Below are 17,807 nucleotides of genomic sequence, written 5' to 3'. Positions count from 1 at the left end.
ACGTGCCGCAGAGCACTGCCCAAGGTCCAGAGAACATGCTTCCGACACGCCAGACCGTCGAACTCGATCATATACCCAGCCGCCCGCGCCGGTTTGTCTTTGTTTTGCTGCCCGAATTCACCATGCTGTGCTTCTCGGCGGCCGTGGAATCGCTGCGCATCGCAAACCGGATGGCGAACCGCAAGCTGTATGACTGGACGATTATCGGCGAAGGCGGGGTCGAGATCACCTGCTCGGCGGGTGTGTCTTTTCGGCTGGATTCCGACCTGATCGAGATGAACCGCGATGACGTGGTCATCGTCTGCGGCGGCATCGACGTGCAGAAAGCCACCACAAAGCGCGTCATCAACTGGCTGCGCCGCGAGGCCCGTCGGGGTCTGGCCATCGGCGGATTGTGCACGGCCGCTTATTCACTGGCGTCTGCGGGATTGCTGGACGGCAAGCGGGCCACCATCCACTGGGAAAACCAGGACAGCTTTGCCGAGGAATTCCCCGAAGTGACGCTGACCAAGTCGATCTTCGTGGTCGACGGCAGCCGGATCACCACCGCAGGCGGCACGGCCTCGGTCGACCTGATGCTCAAGATCATCGCCGACGATCATGGCGAGGAACTTGCGGGTGCCGTGGCCGATCAGCTGATCTACAACTCGATCCGCACCGATCAGGACACCCAGCGCCTGTCCGTGCCCACCCGCATCGGCGTCCGGCATCCAAAGCTGTCGAAAGTCATCCAGATGATGGAGCAGAACATCGAAGAGCCGATCAGCCCTTCGGTCCTCGCCCATCAGGTGGGTATGTCCACCCGCCAGCTGGAACGGTTGTTCCGACGTTACCTGAGCCGCAGCCCCAAACGCTATTACATGGAACTGCGCCTGCAAAAGGCCCGCAACCTGCTGATGCAGACGGATATGAGCGTCATCAACGTGGCGCTGGCCTGTGGCTTTGCCTCGCCGTCGCATTTCTCGAAATGCTACCGGGCGCATTACGAAACCACGCCTTACCGCGAACGTGGGGCACATGCTTCAAGGCTGTCGGTCTGACCTGCTTCAGAACTGCGCGTTCAAATCATTGAAATCAGTGTTGAACTGAAAATTCACGCTGACAATGGCGTCATCCAACTGATGCAACACGAGATAGGCAAAGATGTAGCTGATCCCCGTGCGGTACGAGATCAGTTCCTGCGACCAGCCGTTTTCCATCTCGTTTCGGCGCACCAGCGCAGCTTCGGTGAAGTCCTGCGGGAATATCTGTCGAACGCGGCCCTGAAGATTGTCCAATTGTTGTATTGTCATCTCGTCCGCGCCGCCGAACCTCAGCATCACCGATTTGATGTCCCGCGACTTCATATACTGGTCTAGGTCGCTGCGCAGTTCCTCGTAATTGCGGAATACGCCATCCTGAGCCACAGCACCCTGTGCAAGACCCAGAGATACCGCCAGTATACCGCTGAAAATAACAGATTTCATGGGCTGTTCCTTTCAAGGATCACAGACGAAGTGTGACTCCTCACCCTTTTCAAAGCAATCGCAGTTGGCACCAACAGTCAAATCGGCGTCGGATCGCCAGTTGCAAGTCAGTATCAACCGCAAAATCAGAGGGTTGAGCGAACGGCCCCGGACTTGTAAAGCGCCCCCATCCAAAGGGGAACGCCATGTCCGCCGCACTCAAACTTGCTCTGGGAAGCCTGCTGGTGGGCGTTGTCGTGCTTGGCCTCAAGGCGCTGGCCTGGTGGGTGACGGGGTCTGTCGCGCTTTTGTCGGACGCGCTCGAAAGCACGGTGAACCTGACCACCGCTTTTGCCGCGTTGATCGCCATCCAGGTGGCGCAGCGCCCTGCCGATGCCAACCACCCGTTCGGACATCACAAGGCGGAATTCTTCAGCGCGGTGCTGGAAGGCGTGATGATCATCATTGCAGCCCTCTTCATTCTGCGGGAGGCCTATGACGGGATCATGTCCCCGCGTGCTTTGGACGCTCCGATTGAGGGTCTCTTGATCAATGCTGCCGCCACCGCGTTGAACGCGGTTTGGGCGATGGTTCTGGTGCGTCAGGGGCGGCTTTTGAAATCGCCCGCGTTGGTGGCGGACGGCAAACATCTCTGGACGGATGTGCTGACTTCGGTCGGCGTCGCTGTGGGCGTGTTGATCGCGTTTGCCACGGGATGGTGGCTGTTCGATCCGATCATGGCGGCGCTGGTTGCGGTTAACATCCTGTGGTCCGGGTCGCGGGTGGTGAAAGAGTCACTGAGCGGTCTGATGGACGAGGCGGTTCCCGAAACCACGCTGGCGCAAATCCGCGAGACGATCTCGGACAAGGCGCACGGCGCGGTTGAGGCCCATGACCTGCGCACCCGGCATGCGGGACGTGTGACCTTTGTGGAGTTTCACCTGGTGGTGCCCGGCGACATGACCGTATTCGACGCACACGAGATTTGCGACCGGATCGAAGCGGCCATCGGCAAGGCTGTGCCGGACAGCCGTGTCACGATCCATGTCGAACCTGAACACAAGCAAAAACACACCGGGATTGTCGTGCTCGACTGACGCAAACGGTGGTCTTTTCGTCGACGTAAAGACGCACATGCGTCGGCGCATGTGCCGTGCAAACGGTTACGACCCGACAGCTGCCATCCTGTAGAGGGCGCCGTTGCCGACGCTCAGGAACCACAGCGCGCCGTCCGGTCCCTGACGAACGTCCCGGACCCGTTGGGTGCTCTCACCACGGATCTGTTCCACTTCGCGCAGGGGTGATCCTTCAAGCCGCGCGATGTAGTCGAATTTCAGCGACCCTGCCAACATGTCACCCGACCATCCCCGGATCGGACCGCTGGTGTAGAAGGTCAGCCCGGATGGGGCGATGGAGGGGTCCCAGTAGGTCACCGGTTGTTCCATGCCAGGCTTCGATGTGCCTTCCCCGATGCTGCGCCCCGAGTAGTGGGTGCCGTAGGAAATCACCGGCCAGCCGAAATTGGCACCTTTCTGGATGCGGTTCACCTCGTCGCCGCCGCGCGCGCCGTGTTCGGTGACCCAAAGCTGACCATTGCTGTCCATCGCGGCACCTTGCGGGTTGCGATGACCGTAGGACCAGATCTCGGGCAGCACGCCTGCAGTGTTCACGAACGGATTGTCAGAAGGCACCGCCCCGGTCTTGGTGATGCGCAGAACAGACCCGTTGTGCAGGCTTCGATCCTGCGCGGTGTCGTCAGAGCCGCGATCCCCGACGGTGACAAACAGCGTCCCATCCCGCGCTTCCACGAGACGTGACCCGAAGTGCCGCCCCCCGCTTGAGCCGGGTGCGATTTCGAAGATCGTGTCGTGAGCGGTCAGCGCCGTGCCATCCGCACTCAACACCGCCTTGGTGACAGCCGTTCCGCTGCCGCGTCCCTGCCGTTTGGCATGGGTAAAGTATAGCGTGCGGCTTTGCGCAAAGTCGCGCGGCACCAGAACATCGAGCAAGCCACCCTGCCCATCCGCCAGAACCTGAGGCGGGTTGCGCAGCGCAACGGCCCCGGCACCCGGCGTGACCAGAAGAACCCGGCCATCCCGTTCCGTCACCACAATTTTACCATCCGGTAAAAAGCCAAATCCCCACGGTTCATCCAGCCCGGTGACAACCGCAGACACCTGCAGTGCACCGGCGCTGGTCTGGATGGTTTCCGAGGCCACCTGCGCCAAAGCAGGCGCAAGCGCCGCAGAGGATAGCAGAAGCGAGAGCGAGAGGGTCAGACGGCGAAAGGCATTCATCGGGCGCATCTCCTTTGGGGACATCGTGTTTCTGAAATAAACGCCGCTGACGTTGGGACAACCGGGTTTACGAAGACGTGAGCGCGGAGCACCGGGCGCAAAAAGATTCGCACCATGTCAATCTCAACGCCTAATCCTCTGATTAAAAAACAAAACGAGGCGCAACGCCCCAGATGCAAGAGGTCTTTTCTTTTCCCCGGCATCTGAATATCGTTTGCGCCAGAACACAGCGATGTTCCAACATGGGAGAATAATTATGAAAAAGTTTCTGACAGCCACAGCGGCTGGCGCATTGATGGCGGGCACTGCCTTTGCAGCCAGCCACTCCAACGAGATCAAGATGGGGATCATTCTGGGCTTCACCGGCCCGATCGAATCCATCACACCCTCGATGGCCGCTGGTGCCGAAATGGCGATCAAGGAAGTGTCCGACAGCGGCAAGCTGCTGGGCGGTGCGACAGTTACAGCCGTCCGCGCGGATTCGACCTGCGTCGACAGCGCTGCAGCAACGGCCGCAGCCGAGCGTCTGATCACATCCGACGGCATCAGCGCGATGATGGGCCCGGATTGTTCGGGTGTGACCGGTGCGGTTCTGGCCAACGTGTCCGTACCCAACGGCATGGTCATGATTTCGCCGTCCGCCACGTCGCCCGCCCTGTCGGTTGCCGAAGACAATGGCCTCTTCTTCCGCACAGCACCGTCTGACGCGCGTCAGGGTGCCGTTCTGGCAGAAATCATGATCGAAAAAGGCATCACCAGCGCTGCCGTGACCTACACAAACAACGACTACGGCAAAGGCTTTGCCGATGCGTTCCAGGCTGCTTACGAAGCGGCTGGTGGATCTGTCACTCTGTCCGCGCCGCATGAAGACGGCAAGGCCGATTACTCGGCTGAAGTGGGCGCTCTGGCCTCTGCCGGTGGCGACGCTCTGGTCGTGCTGGGCTATGTCGACCAAGGTGGCGCAGGCGTCATTCAGGGCGCGCTCGACACCGGTGCGTTCGACATGTTTGCCATGGGCGACGGCATGATCGGCAACTCTCTGACAGACCGTTTCGGCGACGATATCGCTGGCATGATCGGCACCGCGCCGGGCTCGGACAATGCTGGTGCCGCGATGTTTGCGGACATGGCGTCTGCAGCCGGCATCGACGGCACGTCGGTCTACGCCGGTGAGTCCTATGATGCGGCAGCGCTGATGCTGCTGGCAATGGCGGCGGCTGGTTCGAAAGAGCCGGGCGACTATGCCTCTCATGTCTTCCACGTGGCCAACGCACCGGGCGAGCCGATCCTGCCGGGTGAATTGGGCAAGGCTCTCGACATCATCGCGGGTGGTGGCGATGTGGACTACCAAGGTGCAACGGGCGTCGAACTGGTTGAACCGGGCGAAGCCGCCGGCTCCTACGCGGAATACACCGTTGAAGGTGGCGCGCTGAAGGTCGTTGGCTACCGCTAAGCCGTCTATGGCAACCAACACCAAGCGGCGCGGGAGGTTTCTCGCGCCGCTTCACTATTAAAAGGCGGGCCGGACAACACCGCCACAGGGATACACGATGATCGAGGTGAAAAACCTTCACCGCCATTTCGGCGGTTTCCGAGCCGTTGATGGCGCCACTCTCGAAATCGAGACCGGGTCCATCACCGGGCTGGTTGGCCCGAATGGCGCGGGAAAAACCACGCTTTTCAATGTAGTGGCGGGCGTTCTTCCACCAACCTCAGGGCAAGTCTTCATGGCGGGTGAGGACATCACCGGATTGCCGCCGCACACGCTGTTTCACAAAGGGCTGCTGCGGACGTTCCAGATCGCGCATGAGTTCAGTTCCATGTCTTGCCGCGAGAACCTGATGATGGTTCCGGGCGGACAGACGGGTGAAACGCTCTGGAACACATGGTTCGGGCGCAAGCGCATCGCAAACGAAGAACGCGCGCTCAGGGCCAAGGCGGACGAGGTGCTGGAATTCCTGACCATCGAACATCTGGCCGACCACAAGGCGGGTCAGGTCTCGGGTGGTCAGAAGAAACTGTTGGAACTGGGCCGCACCATGATGGTGGACGCGCGGATCGTCTTCCTGGACGAGGTCGGAGCCGGGGTGAACCGCACCCTGCTCAATACCATCGGCGACGCAATCATCCGGCTCAACAAGGAACGCGGCTACACGTTCTGCATGATCGAACACGACATGGATTTCATCGGTCGGCTTTGCGATCCGGTGATCGTGATGGCCGAGGGCAAGGTGTTGTCCAAAGGCACGATCGACGAGATCAAGTCGGACGAACGCGTGATCGAGGCCTATCTGGGCACCGGTCTCAAGAACAAGGAAGCGGTTGGATGAGTGGTAACCCCTACCAAGACGACCGCGGCAACAAGGACGCGTCGATCACCAATCCGCACGGGGCTGGCACGCTGACCGCCTCAGGCACGCAGGAGCGCGCCATGCCCGGCGGAGATGGGCCGTTTCTGATCGGTGAGAACATGACCGGCGGCTATGGCAAATCCGGCCCCGACATCCTGCATGGCTGCACCATCGCGGTGGAAAAAGGCGAGATCGCGGTGATCGTCGGGCCCAACGGTGCGGGCAAGTCGACAGCGATGAAGGCGGTCTTCGGCATGCTGGACCTGCGCGAAGGCCGTGTGCTTCTGGATGGCGAGGACATCACCCAACTGACGCCGCAGGCGCGGGTGCGCTACGGCATGGGGTTTGTGCCGCAGACCTCGAACATCTTCACGTCGATGACGGTGGAAGAGAACCTCGAAATGGGCGCGTTCATCCGTGAGGATGATTTCCGCAGCACGATGGAGCAGGTCTACGAGCTGTTCCCGATCCTGCGCGACAAGCGGCGCCAGCCTGCGGGCGAACTGTCGGGTGGTCAGCGTCAGCAGGTGGCCGTGGGCCGGGCGCTGATGACCCAGCCCAAGGTGCTGATGCTGGACGAGCCGACGGCGGGTGTGTCGCCCATCGTCATGGACGAACTGTTCGACCGGATCATCGAGGTGGCGCGGACAGGCATTTCGATCCTCATGGTCGAGCAGAACGCGCGGCAGGCGCTGGAGATCGCGGACAAGGGTTATGTGCTGGTGCAGGGTGCGAACGGCTATTCGGGGACCGGCAAGGATTTGCTGGCCGACCCCGATGTGCGCCGGTCGTTCCTGGGTGGGTGAGTTGGGCGCCGGGCTGAAGCCCGGCCTACGCGTTTCGCTCCGGGCGCGCGGGATGGAGATGATGGATTTGCGTATTTGGAAAGAGAAGAAGATGCGGGCTTTCAGTGCAGCACTCGGTGTGATCCTTGCGTTCGGTGCACCTGTATCGGCGCAATCCGCCGACACCCTGCCCGCGTGCCGGTCGGACAGTTGGTCTGTCGGACTGGCATCTCTGACCGGGACTGGTCAGGTCGTTCTGCGCATGGACGGGGTGGATGTGGACTTGGTGGCGCAGATCCAGCAGGCCTTTGGAGATCATGCTCTGGTCGCCGTGTCACCAGACGCGGGTCTGGTGCTGAACGTCGTTCTCCGCGCAAGTGGCGATGACCTGATCCGGGTGCAGCCGTTTGGTCAGGAAAGCGCCGAAGAGGTCGCGACATGCGATGACGCTTTTATCGAAGCGGTGACGGGAGGCGCGTCGCAATGATGTTGGAACAGACAGTGCTGTGGAAAGACATGTTCAAGGGGACCGGCTCATGGACTTGTTGAATGGTTTTGTCGCGCTTGCGAACTTCGTCCTGATCCCTGCGATTGCCTATGGCAGTCAGCTGGCGCTGGGCGCGCTGGGGGTGACGTTGATCTATGGCATCCTGCGGTTTTCGAACTTTGCCCATGGCGACACGATGGCCGTGGGCACGATGGTCACGGTGCTGGCCACTTGGGGCTTGCAGGCGATGGGGGTCAGCTTTGGCCCCCTGCCAACGGCGCTGCTGGCCATTCCGATAGGCATTCTTGGCGCGACGGCGCTGGTGCTGTTGACGGATAAATATGTCTACAAGTTCTACCGCGCGCAGAAGGCCAAGCCGGTGATCCTCGTGATCGTGTCGATGGGCGTGATGTTCATCTACAATGGCCTCACGCGCATCATCATCGGGCCGGACGATTACCGCTTTGCCGATGGCGAACGGTTTGTGATCTCGGCGCGAACGTTCCGCGACATGACGGGGCTCGAGGAAGGTCTGGCGCTGCGCACGACACAGGTGATCACCGTGGTGACGGCGATTGCGGTTGTGGCAGCACTTTTCTGGTTTCTGAACAAGACGCGGACTGGCAAGTCGATGCGGGCGTTTTCGGACAACGAGGATCTGGCGCTGCTCTCGGGCATCAACCCAGAGCGCGTGGTACTAGTGACATGGCTGATCGTGGCGTCACTGGCGACGGTGGCGGGCGTGCTTTACGGCCTCGACAAGTCGTTCAAGGCCTTCACCTATTTCCAGCTTCTCTTGCCGATCTTTGCGGCGGCCATCGTCGGAGGCTTGGGCAACCCGCTGGGCGCGATCGCGGGCGGGTTCGTGATCGCGTTCTCGGAGGTGGGCATCACCTATGCCTGGAAGAAAGTGCTGACCTACGTGCTGCCCCCTGCCCTTGAGCCAGACGGCTTGGTGCAGATCCTGAGCACCGAATACAAGTTCGCGGTCAGCTTCGTGATCCTTGTGATCGTGCTGCTGTTCCGGCCGACCGGCCTCTTCCGGGGGAAATCGCTATGAAAACCGTTCTGCTTTTCGCGGCTGTTGCCGGTCTTATACTGGGGACCGGGTTTCTACAAAGCTGGAACTCGGCGCTTCTGATCCTGAACATGGGATTGATCAGCGCGGTCATGGCGCTGGGTGTAAACCTGCAATGGGGTCTGGCGGGGCTTTTCAACGTCGGCATCATGGGCTTTGTGGCGTTGGGCGGCTTGGCGGTTGTGCTGATCTCCATGCCGCCGGTGAGTGCCGCATGGCAGGCCGGTGGCGGTGGTATCCTTTTGGGTCTGGTGCTTGGGGCCGCGACCATCGTTGCGGCGGTGCTGTTCTGGGCGCGCACATCCGGCAAGCTGCGCGGTTGGGGCACGGCTGGTGTGTTGCTGGTCGGGATGATCATCTATCGCATGGTGCTGGACCCGTCGGTTGAGGCCGTGGAAGCGGTCGATCCGGCGCTGGCGGGCTATCTTGGCGGTCTTGGTCTGCCGGTGCTGCTGGCATGGCCCGTTGGCGGATTGCTGGCCGCAGGTGCGGCTTACGTGATCGGCAAGACAGCACTGGGCCTGCGGTCGGACTATCTGGCCATCGCGACGCTCGGCATTGCCGAGATCGTCATTGCCATCCTCAAGAACGAAGACTGGCTGGCGCGGGGCGTGAAGAATGTGATCGGCCTGCCCCGCCCCGTGCCCTACGAAGTCGATTTGCAGAACGATCCGGCTTTCGTGGAACGTGCCGCTGGTTTCGGGTTGGACGGGACAACCGCCTCGACGATCTATGTGAAGGTCGAATACGGGTTGCTGTTCGCCGCCGTCCTGATCGTGCTTCTGGTGCTGTCTCAGCTTGCTCTGAAAAGCCCATGGGGCCGGATGATGCGCGCGATCCGTGACAACGAGACCGCCGCCCGCGCGATGGGCAAGGATGTGACTGCCCGGCACTTGCAGGTGTTCGTACTGGGCTCGGCCATCTGCGGGATTGCGGGCGCGATGATGACCACGCTTGACGGGCAGTTGACCCCGGGCAGCTACCAACCGCTGCGCTATACGTTCCTGATCTGGGTGATGGTGATCGTCGGTGGATCGGGCAACAACCTTGGCGCCGTGCTGGGCGGGTTCCTGATCTGGTTCCTCTGGGTGCAGGTGGAACCGATCGGTCATTTGCTGATGTCGCTGATCACGGCGGGCATGACGGATGGGTCATGGCTCAAGGCGCATCTTCTGGACAGCGTGCAGCATATGCGCCTGCTGACCATGGGGATTATCCTGCTTCTGGTCCTGCGTCTGTACCCAAGGGGGCTGCTTCCGGAGCGCTGATTTTGACCCGCGCCGTATGAGACCTTTCGGCAAGTGACGGCGCGGGCGGAAATCCCTAATCTGGAGGGACAGGCAGACCATCGCCACGTCTGCCGAAAGGACGACAGAAGAGAGCAGAACAATGCGAGACATTCCCACAGCAGAGCTGACCGCATTGGTCGTGGATGACCACCCCCTGTTCTGTGACGCGCTCATGCTCACGCTCCGCTCCATCGCCGATTTCTCGGAAATCCAGACAGCGGGAACAATGGATGCCGCCCTCGACAAGGTTGCAGCAGACGCGGATTTCGATCTGATCCTTCTCGATCTGAACCTGCCGGATGTGAACGGACTGGACGGTCTGGTGCGCCTACGAACGGCGGCACCGAAATCCACGATCCTGATCGTGTCGTCGATGGCCGACAACCGGATGATCAGCCACGCTCTTAAGGCTGGCGCAAACGGGTTTGTGCCCAAACATTCGCAACGTGCGGTGTTCCGCAAGGCGTTCGATGCGGTGCGTGAGGGGCAATCTTTTGTTCCCGACGGCTATATCGACCCGCAAGGTCAGGACAGCAGCCGCGACGCCCCGGAAGAGGCGCTGTCGCGGTTGGCCTCGTTGACCAATCAACAGGCGCGGATCCTGAACCTGATCTGCGAAGGCAAGCTGAACAAACAGATCGCCTTTGATCTCTCCATCGCGGAAACCACTGTCAAAGCCCATGTCACAGCCATCATGCGGAAGCTTGGGGTGCACAGCCGGACACAGGCCGTGCTGATTGCGCAAGACGCCCGCTTCAACCGAGTCTTGCCAAGCGACGTGTGATCCTCCTATCATCAGCGATAGCCAACACTTGGGAACCATTGCGTGGAAGGAAGCCGGGAATTTCCTGAGGCCGAACGTTCTGAGACCGACCAAGAGGTGATCGCTGTTGCTCAGGTGCGCTGCGATGACCCCAACTCTGCGGACCAAATAGCCAAACAACTCGGACCGGGACCTTTCGAGCTTGTTTGTCTGTTTGTGTCTCCAGAGGCGGATTTCACAGCGTTGGTGGCCGCAACAGCGCATCTTTTCGGGGATGCGGATGTTCTCGCATGCACAACAGCCGGCGAGATCGGTCGCGCGGGCTACGAAGAAGAGCAGATCATCGCGGTTGCGTTCCGCAAAAAGCACTTCAAAATCCACACCTATGCCATTGAAGACCTTGACAATATTAACGAGCAATCTGTTGCTGGTTCGCTGATCGAAGCACGGTTGGCGCTGGCTCACAAAACCCCGGACTGGACATCCGACTTCGCGTTTCTTCTGGTCGATGGGCTCAGTCTTCGCGAAGAGCAACTGACGGCATTCCTGTCCGCCGGTTTGGGGCCAACCCCGCTTTTTGGCGGGTCATCCGGCGACGGTACTCGGTTTGGCCAGACCTGGCTGGCCCGGAACGGCAAGGTGATGCAGAACGCGGCCATCGTTGCGGTCGTGCATTGCGACAGGCCCGTTCGCGTGTTCAGCCTCGACCATCTCGTGCCCACCGAACAGCGCATGGTGGTCACCTCGGCCTCGCCCGAGGAACGGGTGGTTCACGAGATCAACGCAGAACCCGCCGCATTGGAATACGCGCGATTGCTGGGGCTTGACCCGAACCAGTTGGATCAGTTCACCTTTGCGGAGCATCCAGTCGTCGTACGGCTTGGCGACATCCACCATGTCCGCGCCATCCAGCAGGTTCGCGAAAACCACGATCTGGTGTTCTTTTCCGCAATCAACGAAGGCATGGTTCTGACGCTTGCCACCCATGACGACATCGTGGCCCACCTGGATCACGGGCTGAGCGATCTGGCCAAACAGGACAAACCCGAATTCATTCTGGGATGTGACTGTATCCTGCGCCGGATCGAGGCGGGACGTTTGCAAAAGACCCGCGCCGTATCGGACGTGCTGAGCGCGCATAACGTCGTTGGCTTTTCGACCTATGGCGAACAGATTGGCGGCTTGCATGTGAACCAGACCCTGACAGGTGTGGCGATCTACCCACCCACCGGCAACGAGGCGACCCGTGTCCCTGATTGATCCCAGCGACAGTCTTGAACGACAGAACGAAAAGCTGCTCAAGATCGCAGACAGCCTCATGCGGCGCGTGGAATACGGCGTGGCCCATTCCGGTGCGGCTTATGCGCAATTCGAACGCGCGGCACTTCTGGAAAAACGGGTGCGCGAGCGGACGCTCGAATTGGAACGCACGCTGGACCTGTTGCACGAGGCCAATGGACAGCTTGCCCGCGCCAATCAGGAAACCGAGGCGGCGCGGCGCAACCTTGCGGACGCAATCGAGACCATTTCCGAAGGCTTTGCGCTTTTTGATCCGAATGACGACCTTGTCATGTGCAATTCGCGCTTCTGCCGGGACTTTCGCGACACGGCGTCCGATCTGAAGCCCGGTCTTGCTTTTGACAGCTATGTCGACCGGATCAGCAGGTCCGAATACCTGCACCTGCCGGACCAACAGGACCGCAACACCTGGGCCAAAATGCGTCGTCAGCGGCACAAGGACCGGCGGGTCATGTTCAACGTGCAACTGACCCATGACCGGTGGCTGCAGGTGTCCGAACACCGCACTGCGAACGGCGGGACCGTGGTCCTTCAAACCGACATCACCGACATCATGCGGGTCGAGCGGCAGGAACAGGCCAAGCTGAGGGACAAGCAGACGCGGATGATCCGCGCCACATTGGATCACCTGAATCAGGGGGTCTGCATCTTTGACGAAAACGCGCGGCTGGTGGGCTGGAACCAGAAGCTGGGCAGCCTGCTGTCGATCCCGGCGCGTCGGTTGCGGATCGGTGCGTCTTTCACCGGGTTGTTGGACGATCTGGACGATACGTTCGAATTCACGCGCGGGATTGATCGCGGATCCTTTCGGCGCTGGGCGACGTCCGATGGGTTGCGCCACCCGGTTTCGTTTGAGGTGCAGAAGGGTGACAGCCTTGTTCTGCACATCTTCGGGCGCGCCATGCCGGACCGCGGCTTCGTGATTTCCTGCACCGATGTGACGGCGGAACGCGAAGCGGCGCAAAAGCTTTACGAGTTGAACGAAATCCTCGAACAGCGCGTGATGGAACGCACGTTGGAATTGGAAGACGCGTTAAGTGCGGCTGAACGGGCCAATGCGTCGAAATCGCGTTTTGTCGCAGCGGCAAGCCACGACCTCTTGCAACCGCTCTCTGCAGCCAAACTGTTCATGGCCTCCTTGTCCGACAAGATCGAAACACCGAATGAACAGGCGGTTCTGGCCAAGGCGGAAACGGCGCTGGGCGCAGCGGAACAGATCATCGACGCGCTGCTCAACATCTCCAAGCTGGAATCCGACGGGCTGAGCTTTGACATCCGGCCTGTCGCCCTGCGCGAGATTTTCGATCCGCTGCGGGATGAGATGGAGATGCTGGCCGAGAAAAAGGGGCTGATCCTGCGGATCGTCGACAGCTCACATGTGGTTGAATCCGATCCCGCGTATCTGCGGCGGATCGTGCAGAACCTGCTGACCAATGCCATCCGCTACACCGACACCGGGCGGGTGATCGTCGGCGCGCGGCGCAACGGCGATTCTGCCCGGATCGAAGTGTGGGACACGGGACCCGGCATCGCCGAGGAGGATCAGAATTCGATCTTCGAAGAGTTCCGACGCCTCGACACCAAGGCCAGCAACAATGACGGTCTGGGACTCGGCTTGGCCATCGTGGAGCGCGCCTGTGCGCGTCTGGGCCATCCGCTGGGTCTTTGGTCCGAACCGGGGCGCGGGTCATGCTTCATGCTCAACGTGCCATTGGCACGGCATGCACAGCCGCACATGCCTGTCAAATCGCGCAATGCGTCCGCGATGACCTTGTTGAAAACCGGACTGATCGTCCTTCTGGTGGAAAATGATCCGCAATTGCGCCGCGCGATGTCGATCCTGATCGAAAGCTGGGGAGTCAGCGTGATCGAGAGCGAAAACGCGGAAAGCGCGCTGGAGCTGATGGAAGATCTCCAGATCACTCCTGACGCGCTGCTGCTGGATTACCAGTTGGGGGACGGGGCATCCGGGACAGAGCTCTTTGAAGAACTGACCCGCAGGCTGGGCCGCCTGCCCTGCGCCGTCGTGTCGGCGGAACGGTCACCGCAACTCCGGCAGGAAACCAAGCGGCTGGGACTGGAATTGCTGCTGAAACCCCTCGACCGCACAAAGCTGATCGAGTTCCTGCATTCGGCGGCGCGCGAAATCGCGGTCTGACCCTCATTCGGCGACCTTTTTGCCCGACTTCGCATCCGGCGCGACAAGGTAATCCTTGACACGCTCGGCAATCGTGTCGGGCCAGCGCCGGGTGCGCAGCGCGACAGCCTCGGACAGAACCAGAGTGCCCGTGATGGTGACACGGCTTTCCGCGCCGGTTGTTGCGTTCAATTCCAACCACAAGCTGCTGCGCCGCAATTCGCGGACAGACAACCGCCATGTCAGACGATCGCCCAAACGGCTGGGGGCCGGGAATTCGGCACTGATGTTCACAAATGGCAAGGACAGACCGTCGCTGCCCTGAATCTGGCTCATCGGCCAATCCAAAGCCTCATCCAGCCAATTTTCGATAACGGTGTGAACCATCTCAAAGTATCGGGGCAGAAAGACGATGCCAGACGGTTCGCAATCGCGAAGCATGACATCGTGGATATATTGATATGCCGGCATTCCGGGGCGTCCTGTCGTCATCTTTTCTGTCCGGGTCAGGCGCAAGGCCAGCTCGGTATTCCACTGTATTCCAGAAATCTGATGATCTTTTCAACGTTTTTTGTAGCAACCGCCCAATCGCGCGGCACGACTAAAGTCGTAGAAACCCCGCATAGCAGGTGTTTCACCGTGCGATTACGATATCCGCCCGCAATCCCCCCATGGACTCGCTTTCGCCAAGACGCAGAACACCGCCATGCGCCCGCGCGATGTCAGCGGCGATGGCCAGGCCCAGCCCGACGCCAGAGCCCTTGTCCTGATTGCGCGCCGGGTCCAGCCGGACGAAGGGGCGCAAGGCTGCGTCGCGCTGGTCAGTGGCGATACCGGGGCCGTCGTCTTCGATCCGGATGCGCAGAGACTTGTCAGTCAGCACCACCGACACCTCGCACCGCGAGCCATAACGTTCCGCGTTACCGATCAGGTTCTCGATGGCGCGGCGCATGGCCATCTGGCGCAGCATCACCTGCCCTGCCCCCGCGATTTCCACCAATCGCACCGGTGTGCCGCTGCGGGCGCAATCGTCGACGACACGCTGCACGAAATCGGGAATGTCGGTCGGTTCGGACTGCCCGCTATCGGCATTGCCCCGTGCGAAATCAAGAAAGGCGTCAATCAGCTTTTGCATGTCGTCGATGTCACGTGCCAGCAGTTCACTGTCACTTTCGTCGAGCATGGACACCGCCAGCCGCAAGCGCGTCAGAGGTGTGCGCAGGTCATGGCTGATCCCCGACAACATCATCGTACGCTGTTCGATCTGCCGTTCGATCCGCGCGCGCATGTCCAGAAAGGCGTGCCCGGCCGCCCGCACCTCGACCGCACCGGACGGGGAATAGGGAACATGCCGCCCCCGGCCAAAGGCTTCAGCCGCCTGCGCCAATCGGGTGATCGGGCGCAGCTGGTTGCGCAGGTAGAGATAGGCGATGACCGTCAAAAGCGCCCCGAACACCACCATGTTCACAAGCAACTGATGCGGGTTGGAGGCCGATGCCCGTTCACGGGCGAATTCGATCAGTGTGAGCGGATCATCCCCCCGCTTTACCCAGACCAGCACCGTCCAGTCATCGACCAGATGCGCACGCTCAAACCCGATCACGTAAGAGCGAAGCGTGCGGATCACCACGATCCCCGAAAAATCATACCAGCGGCGCAGGTCCTCTTCCGGCATCGCATCCGGCGAGGTCGGCAGGAAATCAAAGCTGAGCGCATCCGCGATGTCCGTGTCGTTCGCCCGCGCGGGATCCAGCGTTGCATTGATCTGGCGGGCAATTTCACGGCTCATCTGCTGCGTGACGCCTTCGAAATGGCGCTGCACAAACACCACGGACACAAGCAATTGCAGCGCCACCACGGGGAGGAGCAGGATCAGCGCAGCCCGACCGTAGAGCCCGCGAGGCATGTAGCGTTTGAGCCAGTCGAATGTCATACCGGGACGCTACTCTGAACAGTGGCAAAACGGAATGTCCCGCCGCATCAGGGATTGCAATTCCCCGTGTGCCCTGCTGCTGTACCCGCATGATGCAAGATCCCCAACCCGATTTCCGGCCAGAACCGGGCGTGGCCGAATGGCTCGCCCCGGGTCTGCGCCGCGTGCTTGCGCCGAATCCGTCGCCGATGACCTTTCGCGGCACCAACACGTACCTTGTGGGTGACGGCGATCTTGCGATCATTGACCCCGGCCCGGCCGACAATGATCACTTCAACGCCATCCTACAGGCCATTGGTTCTGAAAGGGTTTCCGCTGTTCTTGTGACGCATTCCCATGTCGATCATTCGCCCTTGGCCCGCAGCCTGGCAAAGCAGGTCGATGCCCCGGTCTACGCGTTCTCGGATGCCTCGGGCGGGCGCAGCGCGGTGATGCAGGAGCTTGCAGCGACGGGGGTGGTCGGGGGTGGCGAAGGTGTGGATGCGGAGTTTCATCCCGACATCACACTTGCGGACGGCGACACGGTGCGCGGCGACGGCTGGAGCCTGCGTGCGCTCCACACGCCCGGCCATTTCGGCAATCATCTGAGCTTTGCATGGGAAGACGCGCTGTTTTGCGGCGATCTGGTCATGGGGTGGGCCAGTTCACTGGTCTCGCCGCCCGATGGCGATCTGACGGATTTCATGGCCTCCTGTGGACGTCTGCAATCCGAGAGGTGGTCGGTGCTCCATGCAGGCCATGGTGCGCCGATCCTCGACCCCGCTGGACGCCTCGACTGGCTCATCTCGCACCGACTGGCCCGCGAGGCCGCCGTGCTGGAGGCTTTGCACTCCGGGCCATCGACTGCGGCGGCCCTTTCCGCGCGGATCTACACAGACACACCCGCGGCACTTCTTCCCGCAGCTGCGCGAAACGTTCTCGCGCATCTCATTGATCTTTATGTGAAAAACCAAGTCACCCCGATCGGACAACTTGGTGCCGAGGCACAATTCGCCCTGACGTGACGGCGATTACATTTTTTTCACAAAACCCTCTGGACGTGGTCCGACACTGTTGCTAAACCCCGCCTCGTGTTCCGGCGTAGCTCAGCGGTAGAGCAGTTGACTGTTAATCAATTGGTCGTAGGTTCGATCCCTACCGCCGGAGCCAAAACTTCCAAGAAAGCAGTAATTTAGCTTATCCTGCACCCTGCAGGCTTGGTTGGTTTTGGCCGTTCGCCATGCATGTATCTTGAACGAGAAACTTCAGCCCTTTCCGACCCGCGCATGAAATCGGTCCAGTTCGCTTTGCGTAGGTGCCTGACCGGTAAAGGTTTTCACGTAGTCGGGAATCCGTTTCAGCCGCAGGCCGAGGTCTTCCTGAACCTGCATCGAGATATAGCCGATCTGGACAAGGTACATCGTCCGGGCGCGGACATCCGCCTCTCCTGATGGGAACCCAAACCGGTCGAACATGGTCCGCATCGCCGCAAGGCGCGTTTCGTCGGCGCGATTGACCGACGCCGCGACGGTGTCCGACTGGTGGGCCCAGCCTCGGACGGCAAGATCAAGCCGGGATTCAAATCCGCCGCCGGGCAGAAATACAGCGATGACATTCAGCGCAGCCTCTGCAATCGTTTCGGCAAAGGCCTCTGACGCCTGAACCATCCGCCTGGTGTTGGTGTCTTCCCAATCATCCAGCAGAGCTTGAAGCACTGCGTCCCGATCCTCGAAAAACCAGTAGAAGCTGGTGCGCGACAGGCCGAGGCGACTGGCCAATGGTTAAATCTTTACCGCGTCGATGCCCGACTCAAGAAACGCCTCGCGTGCCGCGGCCAGCCAGACCTCGCGCGATCCACGCCAGCCTTTCGCCTTTTCGTCGATGTCCAAAGCATCTGCCATGTCGCAGATTTACGCCCGAATGTCGCCGCCGACAAGCAAAATGGTCAGTGATGAACACAAACT

Annotated in this window: 16 protein-coding genes, 1 tRNA gene and 1 pseudogene; 13 read left to right on the top strand and 5 right to left on the bottom strand. The window is 60.7% G+C overall.

What is annotated here, in order from left to right; translation table 11 throughout:
- Nucleotides 1-35: 35 nt before the first annotated feature.
- Entirely contained in the window at nt 36-1,040 is a 1,005-nt protein-coding gene (locus ACMVPR_RS05670) for a GlxA family transcriptional regulator (RefSeq protein WP_292266799.1), read from the top strand.
- A gap of 6 nt (nt 1,041-1,046) precedes the next feature.
- On the opposite strand, the gene ACMVPR_RS05665 is transcribed toward ACMVPR_RS05670, so the two are convergent.
- On the bottom strand, nt 1,047-1,466 hold the full coding sequence (locus ACMVPR_RS05665) for a hypothetical protein (RefSeq protein ID WP_416882060.1): 420 nt from the start codon (nt 1,464-1,466) through the stop codon (nt 1,047-1,049).
- Nucleotides 1,467-1,651: 185 nt separating this feature from the next.
- Between ACMVPR_RS05665 and ACMVPR_RS05660 the strand changes: the two genes are divergently transcribed.
- A complete protein-coding gene (locus ACMVPR_RS05660) occupies nt 1,652-2,542 on the top strand; it encodes a cation diffusion facilitator family transporter (protein ID WP_416882059.1) in 891 nt (296 codons plus the stop codon).
- Nucleotides 2,543-2,608: 66 nt separating this feature from the next.
- On the opposite strand, the gene ACMVPR_RS05655 is transcribed toward ACMVPR_RS05660, so the two are convergent.
- A complete protein-coding gene (locus ACMVPR_RS05655) occupies nt 2,609-3,742 on the bottom strand; it encodes a PQQ-dependent sugar dehydrogenase (protein ID WP_416882058.1) in 1,134 nt (377 codons plus the stop codon).
- Nucleotides 3,743-3,998: 256 nt separating this feature from the next.
- On the opposite strand from ACMVPR_RS05655, the gene ACMVPR_RS05650 reads away from it, so the two are divergent.
- The 9 genes from ACMVPR_RS05650 to ACMVPR_RS05610 all read left to right on the top strand — a co-directional run bounded on the left by ACMVPR_RS05650 (nt 3,999) and on the right by ACMVPR_RS05610 (nt 13,952).
- Entirely contained in the window at nt 3,999-5,195 is a 1,197-nt protein-coding gene (locus ACMVPR_RS05650) for an ABC transporter substrate-binding protein (RefSeq protein ID WP_416882057.1), read from the top strand.
- Nucleotides 5,196-5,292: 97 nt separating this feature from the next.
- On the top strand, nt 5,293-6,072 hold the full coding sequence (locus ACMVPR_RS05645; RefSeq protein ID WP_292266787.1) for an ABC transporter ATP-binding protein: 780 nt from the start codon (nt 5,293-5,295) through the stop codon (nt 6,070-6,072).
- A complete protein-coding gene (locus ACMVPR_RS05640; protein WP_300585076.1) occupies nt 6,069-6,899 on the top strand; it encodes an ABC transporter ATP-binding protein in 831 nt (276 codons plus the stop codon). The genes ACMVPR_RS05645 and ACMVPR_RS05640 overlap by 4 nt, the downstream gene beginning before the upstream one ends.
- 61 nt (nt 6,900-6,960) lie before the next feature.
- Nucleotides 6,961-7,365 (top strand): hypothetical protein, encoded by a 405-nt coding sequence (locus ACMVPR_RS05635; protein WP_416882056.1) that lies wholly within the window; start codon nt 6,961-6,963, stop codon nt 7,363-7,365.
- Nucleotides 7,366-7,414: 49 nt separating this feature from the next.
- Complete coding sequence (locus ACMVPR_RS05630) at nt 7,415-8,425, top strand: branched-chain amino acid ABC transporter permease (RefSeq protein ID WP_300585078.1); 1,011 nt, start codon at nt 7,415-7,417, stop codon at nt 8,423-8,425.
- Nucleotides 8,422-9,711 (top strand): branched-chain amino acid ABC transporter permease, encoded by a 1,290-nt coding sequence (locus ACMVPR_RS05625; protein WP_416882055.1) that lies wholly within the window; start codon nt 8,422-8,424, stop codon nt 9,709-9,711. Before ACMVPR_RS05630 ends, ACMVPR_RS05625 begins: the two co-directional genes overlap by 4 nt.
- A 121-nt stretch (nt 9,712-9,832) precedes the next feature.
- Nucleotides 9,833-10,516: a response regulator gene (locus ACMVPR_RS05620; protein ID WP_292266776.1), complete on the top strand. Its 684-nt coding sequence runs from the start codon at nt 9,833-9,835 to the stop codon at nt 10,514-10,516.
- Between the two features lie 42 nt (nt 10,517-10,558).
- Complete coding sequence (locus ACMVPR_RS05615; protein ID WP_416882054.1) at nt 10,559-11,755, top strand: FIST N-terminal domain-containing protein; 1,197 nt, start codon at nt 10,559-10,561, stop codon at nt 11,753-11,755.
- The gene (locus tag ACMVPR_RS05610) at nt 11,742-13,952 is read left to right on the top strand and encodes a PAS-domain containing protein (protein ID WP_416882053.1); all 2,211 of its coding nucleotides are present in this window, start codon (nt 11,742-11,744) and stop codon (nt 13,950-13,952) included. The genes ACMVPR_RS05615 and ACMVPR_RS05610 overlap by 14 nt, the downstream gene beginning before the upstream one ends.
- A 3-nt stretch (nt 13,953-13,955) precedes the next feature.
- Here ACMVPR_RS05610 and ACMVPR_RS05605 read toward each other — a convergent pair whose 3' ends face one another.
- Nucleotides 13,956-14,402, bottom strand: a complete 447-nt coding sequence (locus ACMVPR_RS05605; protein WP_292266769.1) for an acyl-CoA thioesterase — start codon at nt 14,400-14,402, stop codon at nt 13,956-13,958.
- A gap of 163 nt (nt 14,403-14,565) precedes the next feature.
- Complete coding sequence (locus tag ACMVPR_RS05600) at nt 14,566-15,864, bottom strand: ATP-binding protein (RefSeq protein WP_416882052.1); 1,299 nt, start codon at nt 15,862-15,864, stop codon at nt 14,566-14,568.
- A gap of 92 nt (nt 15,865-15,956) precedes the next feature.
- Between ACMVPR_RS05600 and ACMVPR_RS05595 the strand changes: the two genes are divergently transcribed.
- The gene (locus tag ACMVPR_RS05595) at nt 15,957-16,868 is read left to right on the top strand and encodes an MBL fold metallo-hydrolase (protein WP_416884624.1); all 912 of its coding nucleotides are present in this window, start codon (nt 15,957-15,959) and stop codon (nt 16,866-16,868) included.
- A gap of 70 nt (nt 16,869-16,938) precedes the next feature.
- Nucleotides 16,939-17,013: transfer RNA gene (locus tag ACMVPR_RS05590), tRNA-Asn, on the top strand.
- Between the two features lie 95 nt (nt 17,014-17,108).
- On the opposite strand, the pseudogene ACMVPR_RS05585 reads toward ACMVPR_RS05590, so the two are convergent.
- A pseudogene (locus ACMVPR_RS05585) lies at nt 17,109-17,744 on the bottom strand (TetR/AcrR family transcriptional regulator).
- Nucleotides 17,745-17,807: the final 63 nt, after the last annotated feature.

This window comes from Marivita sp., from assembly GCF_048006345.1.
In the GTDB taxonomy this organism is placed as follows: Bacteria; Pseudomonadota; Alphaproteobacteria; order Rhodobacterales; family Rhodobacteraceae; genus Marivita.
Note: the sequence above shows the minus strand (reverse complement) of the source record. Positions and strands in the feature narration are given on the sequence as shown.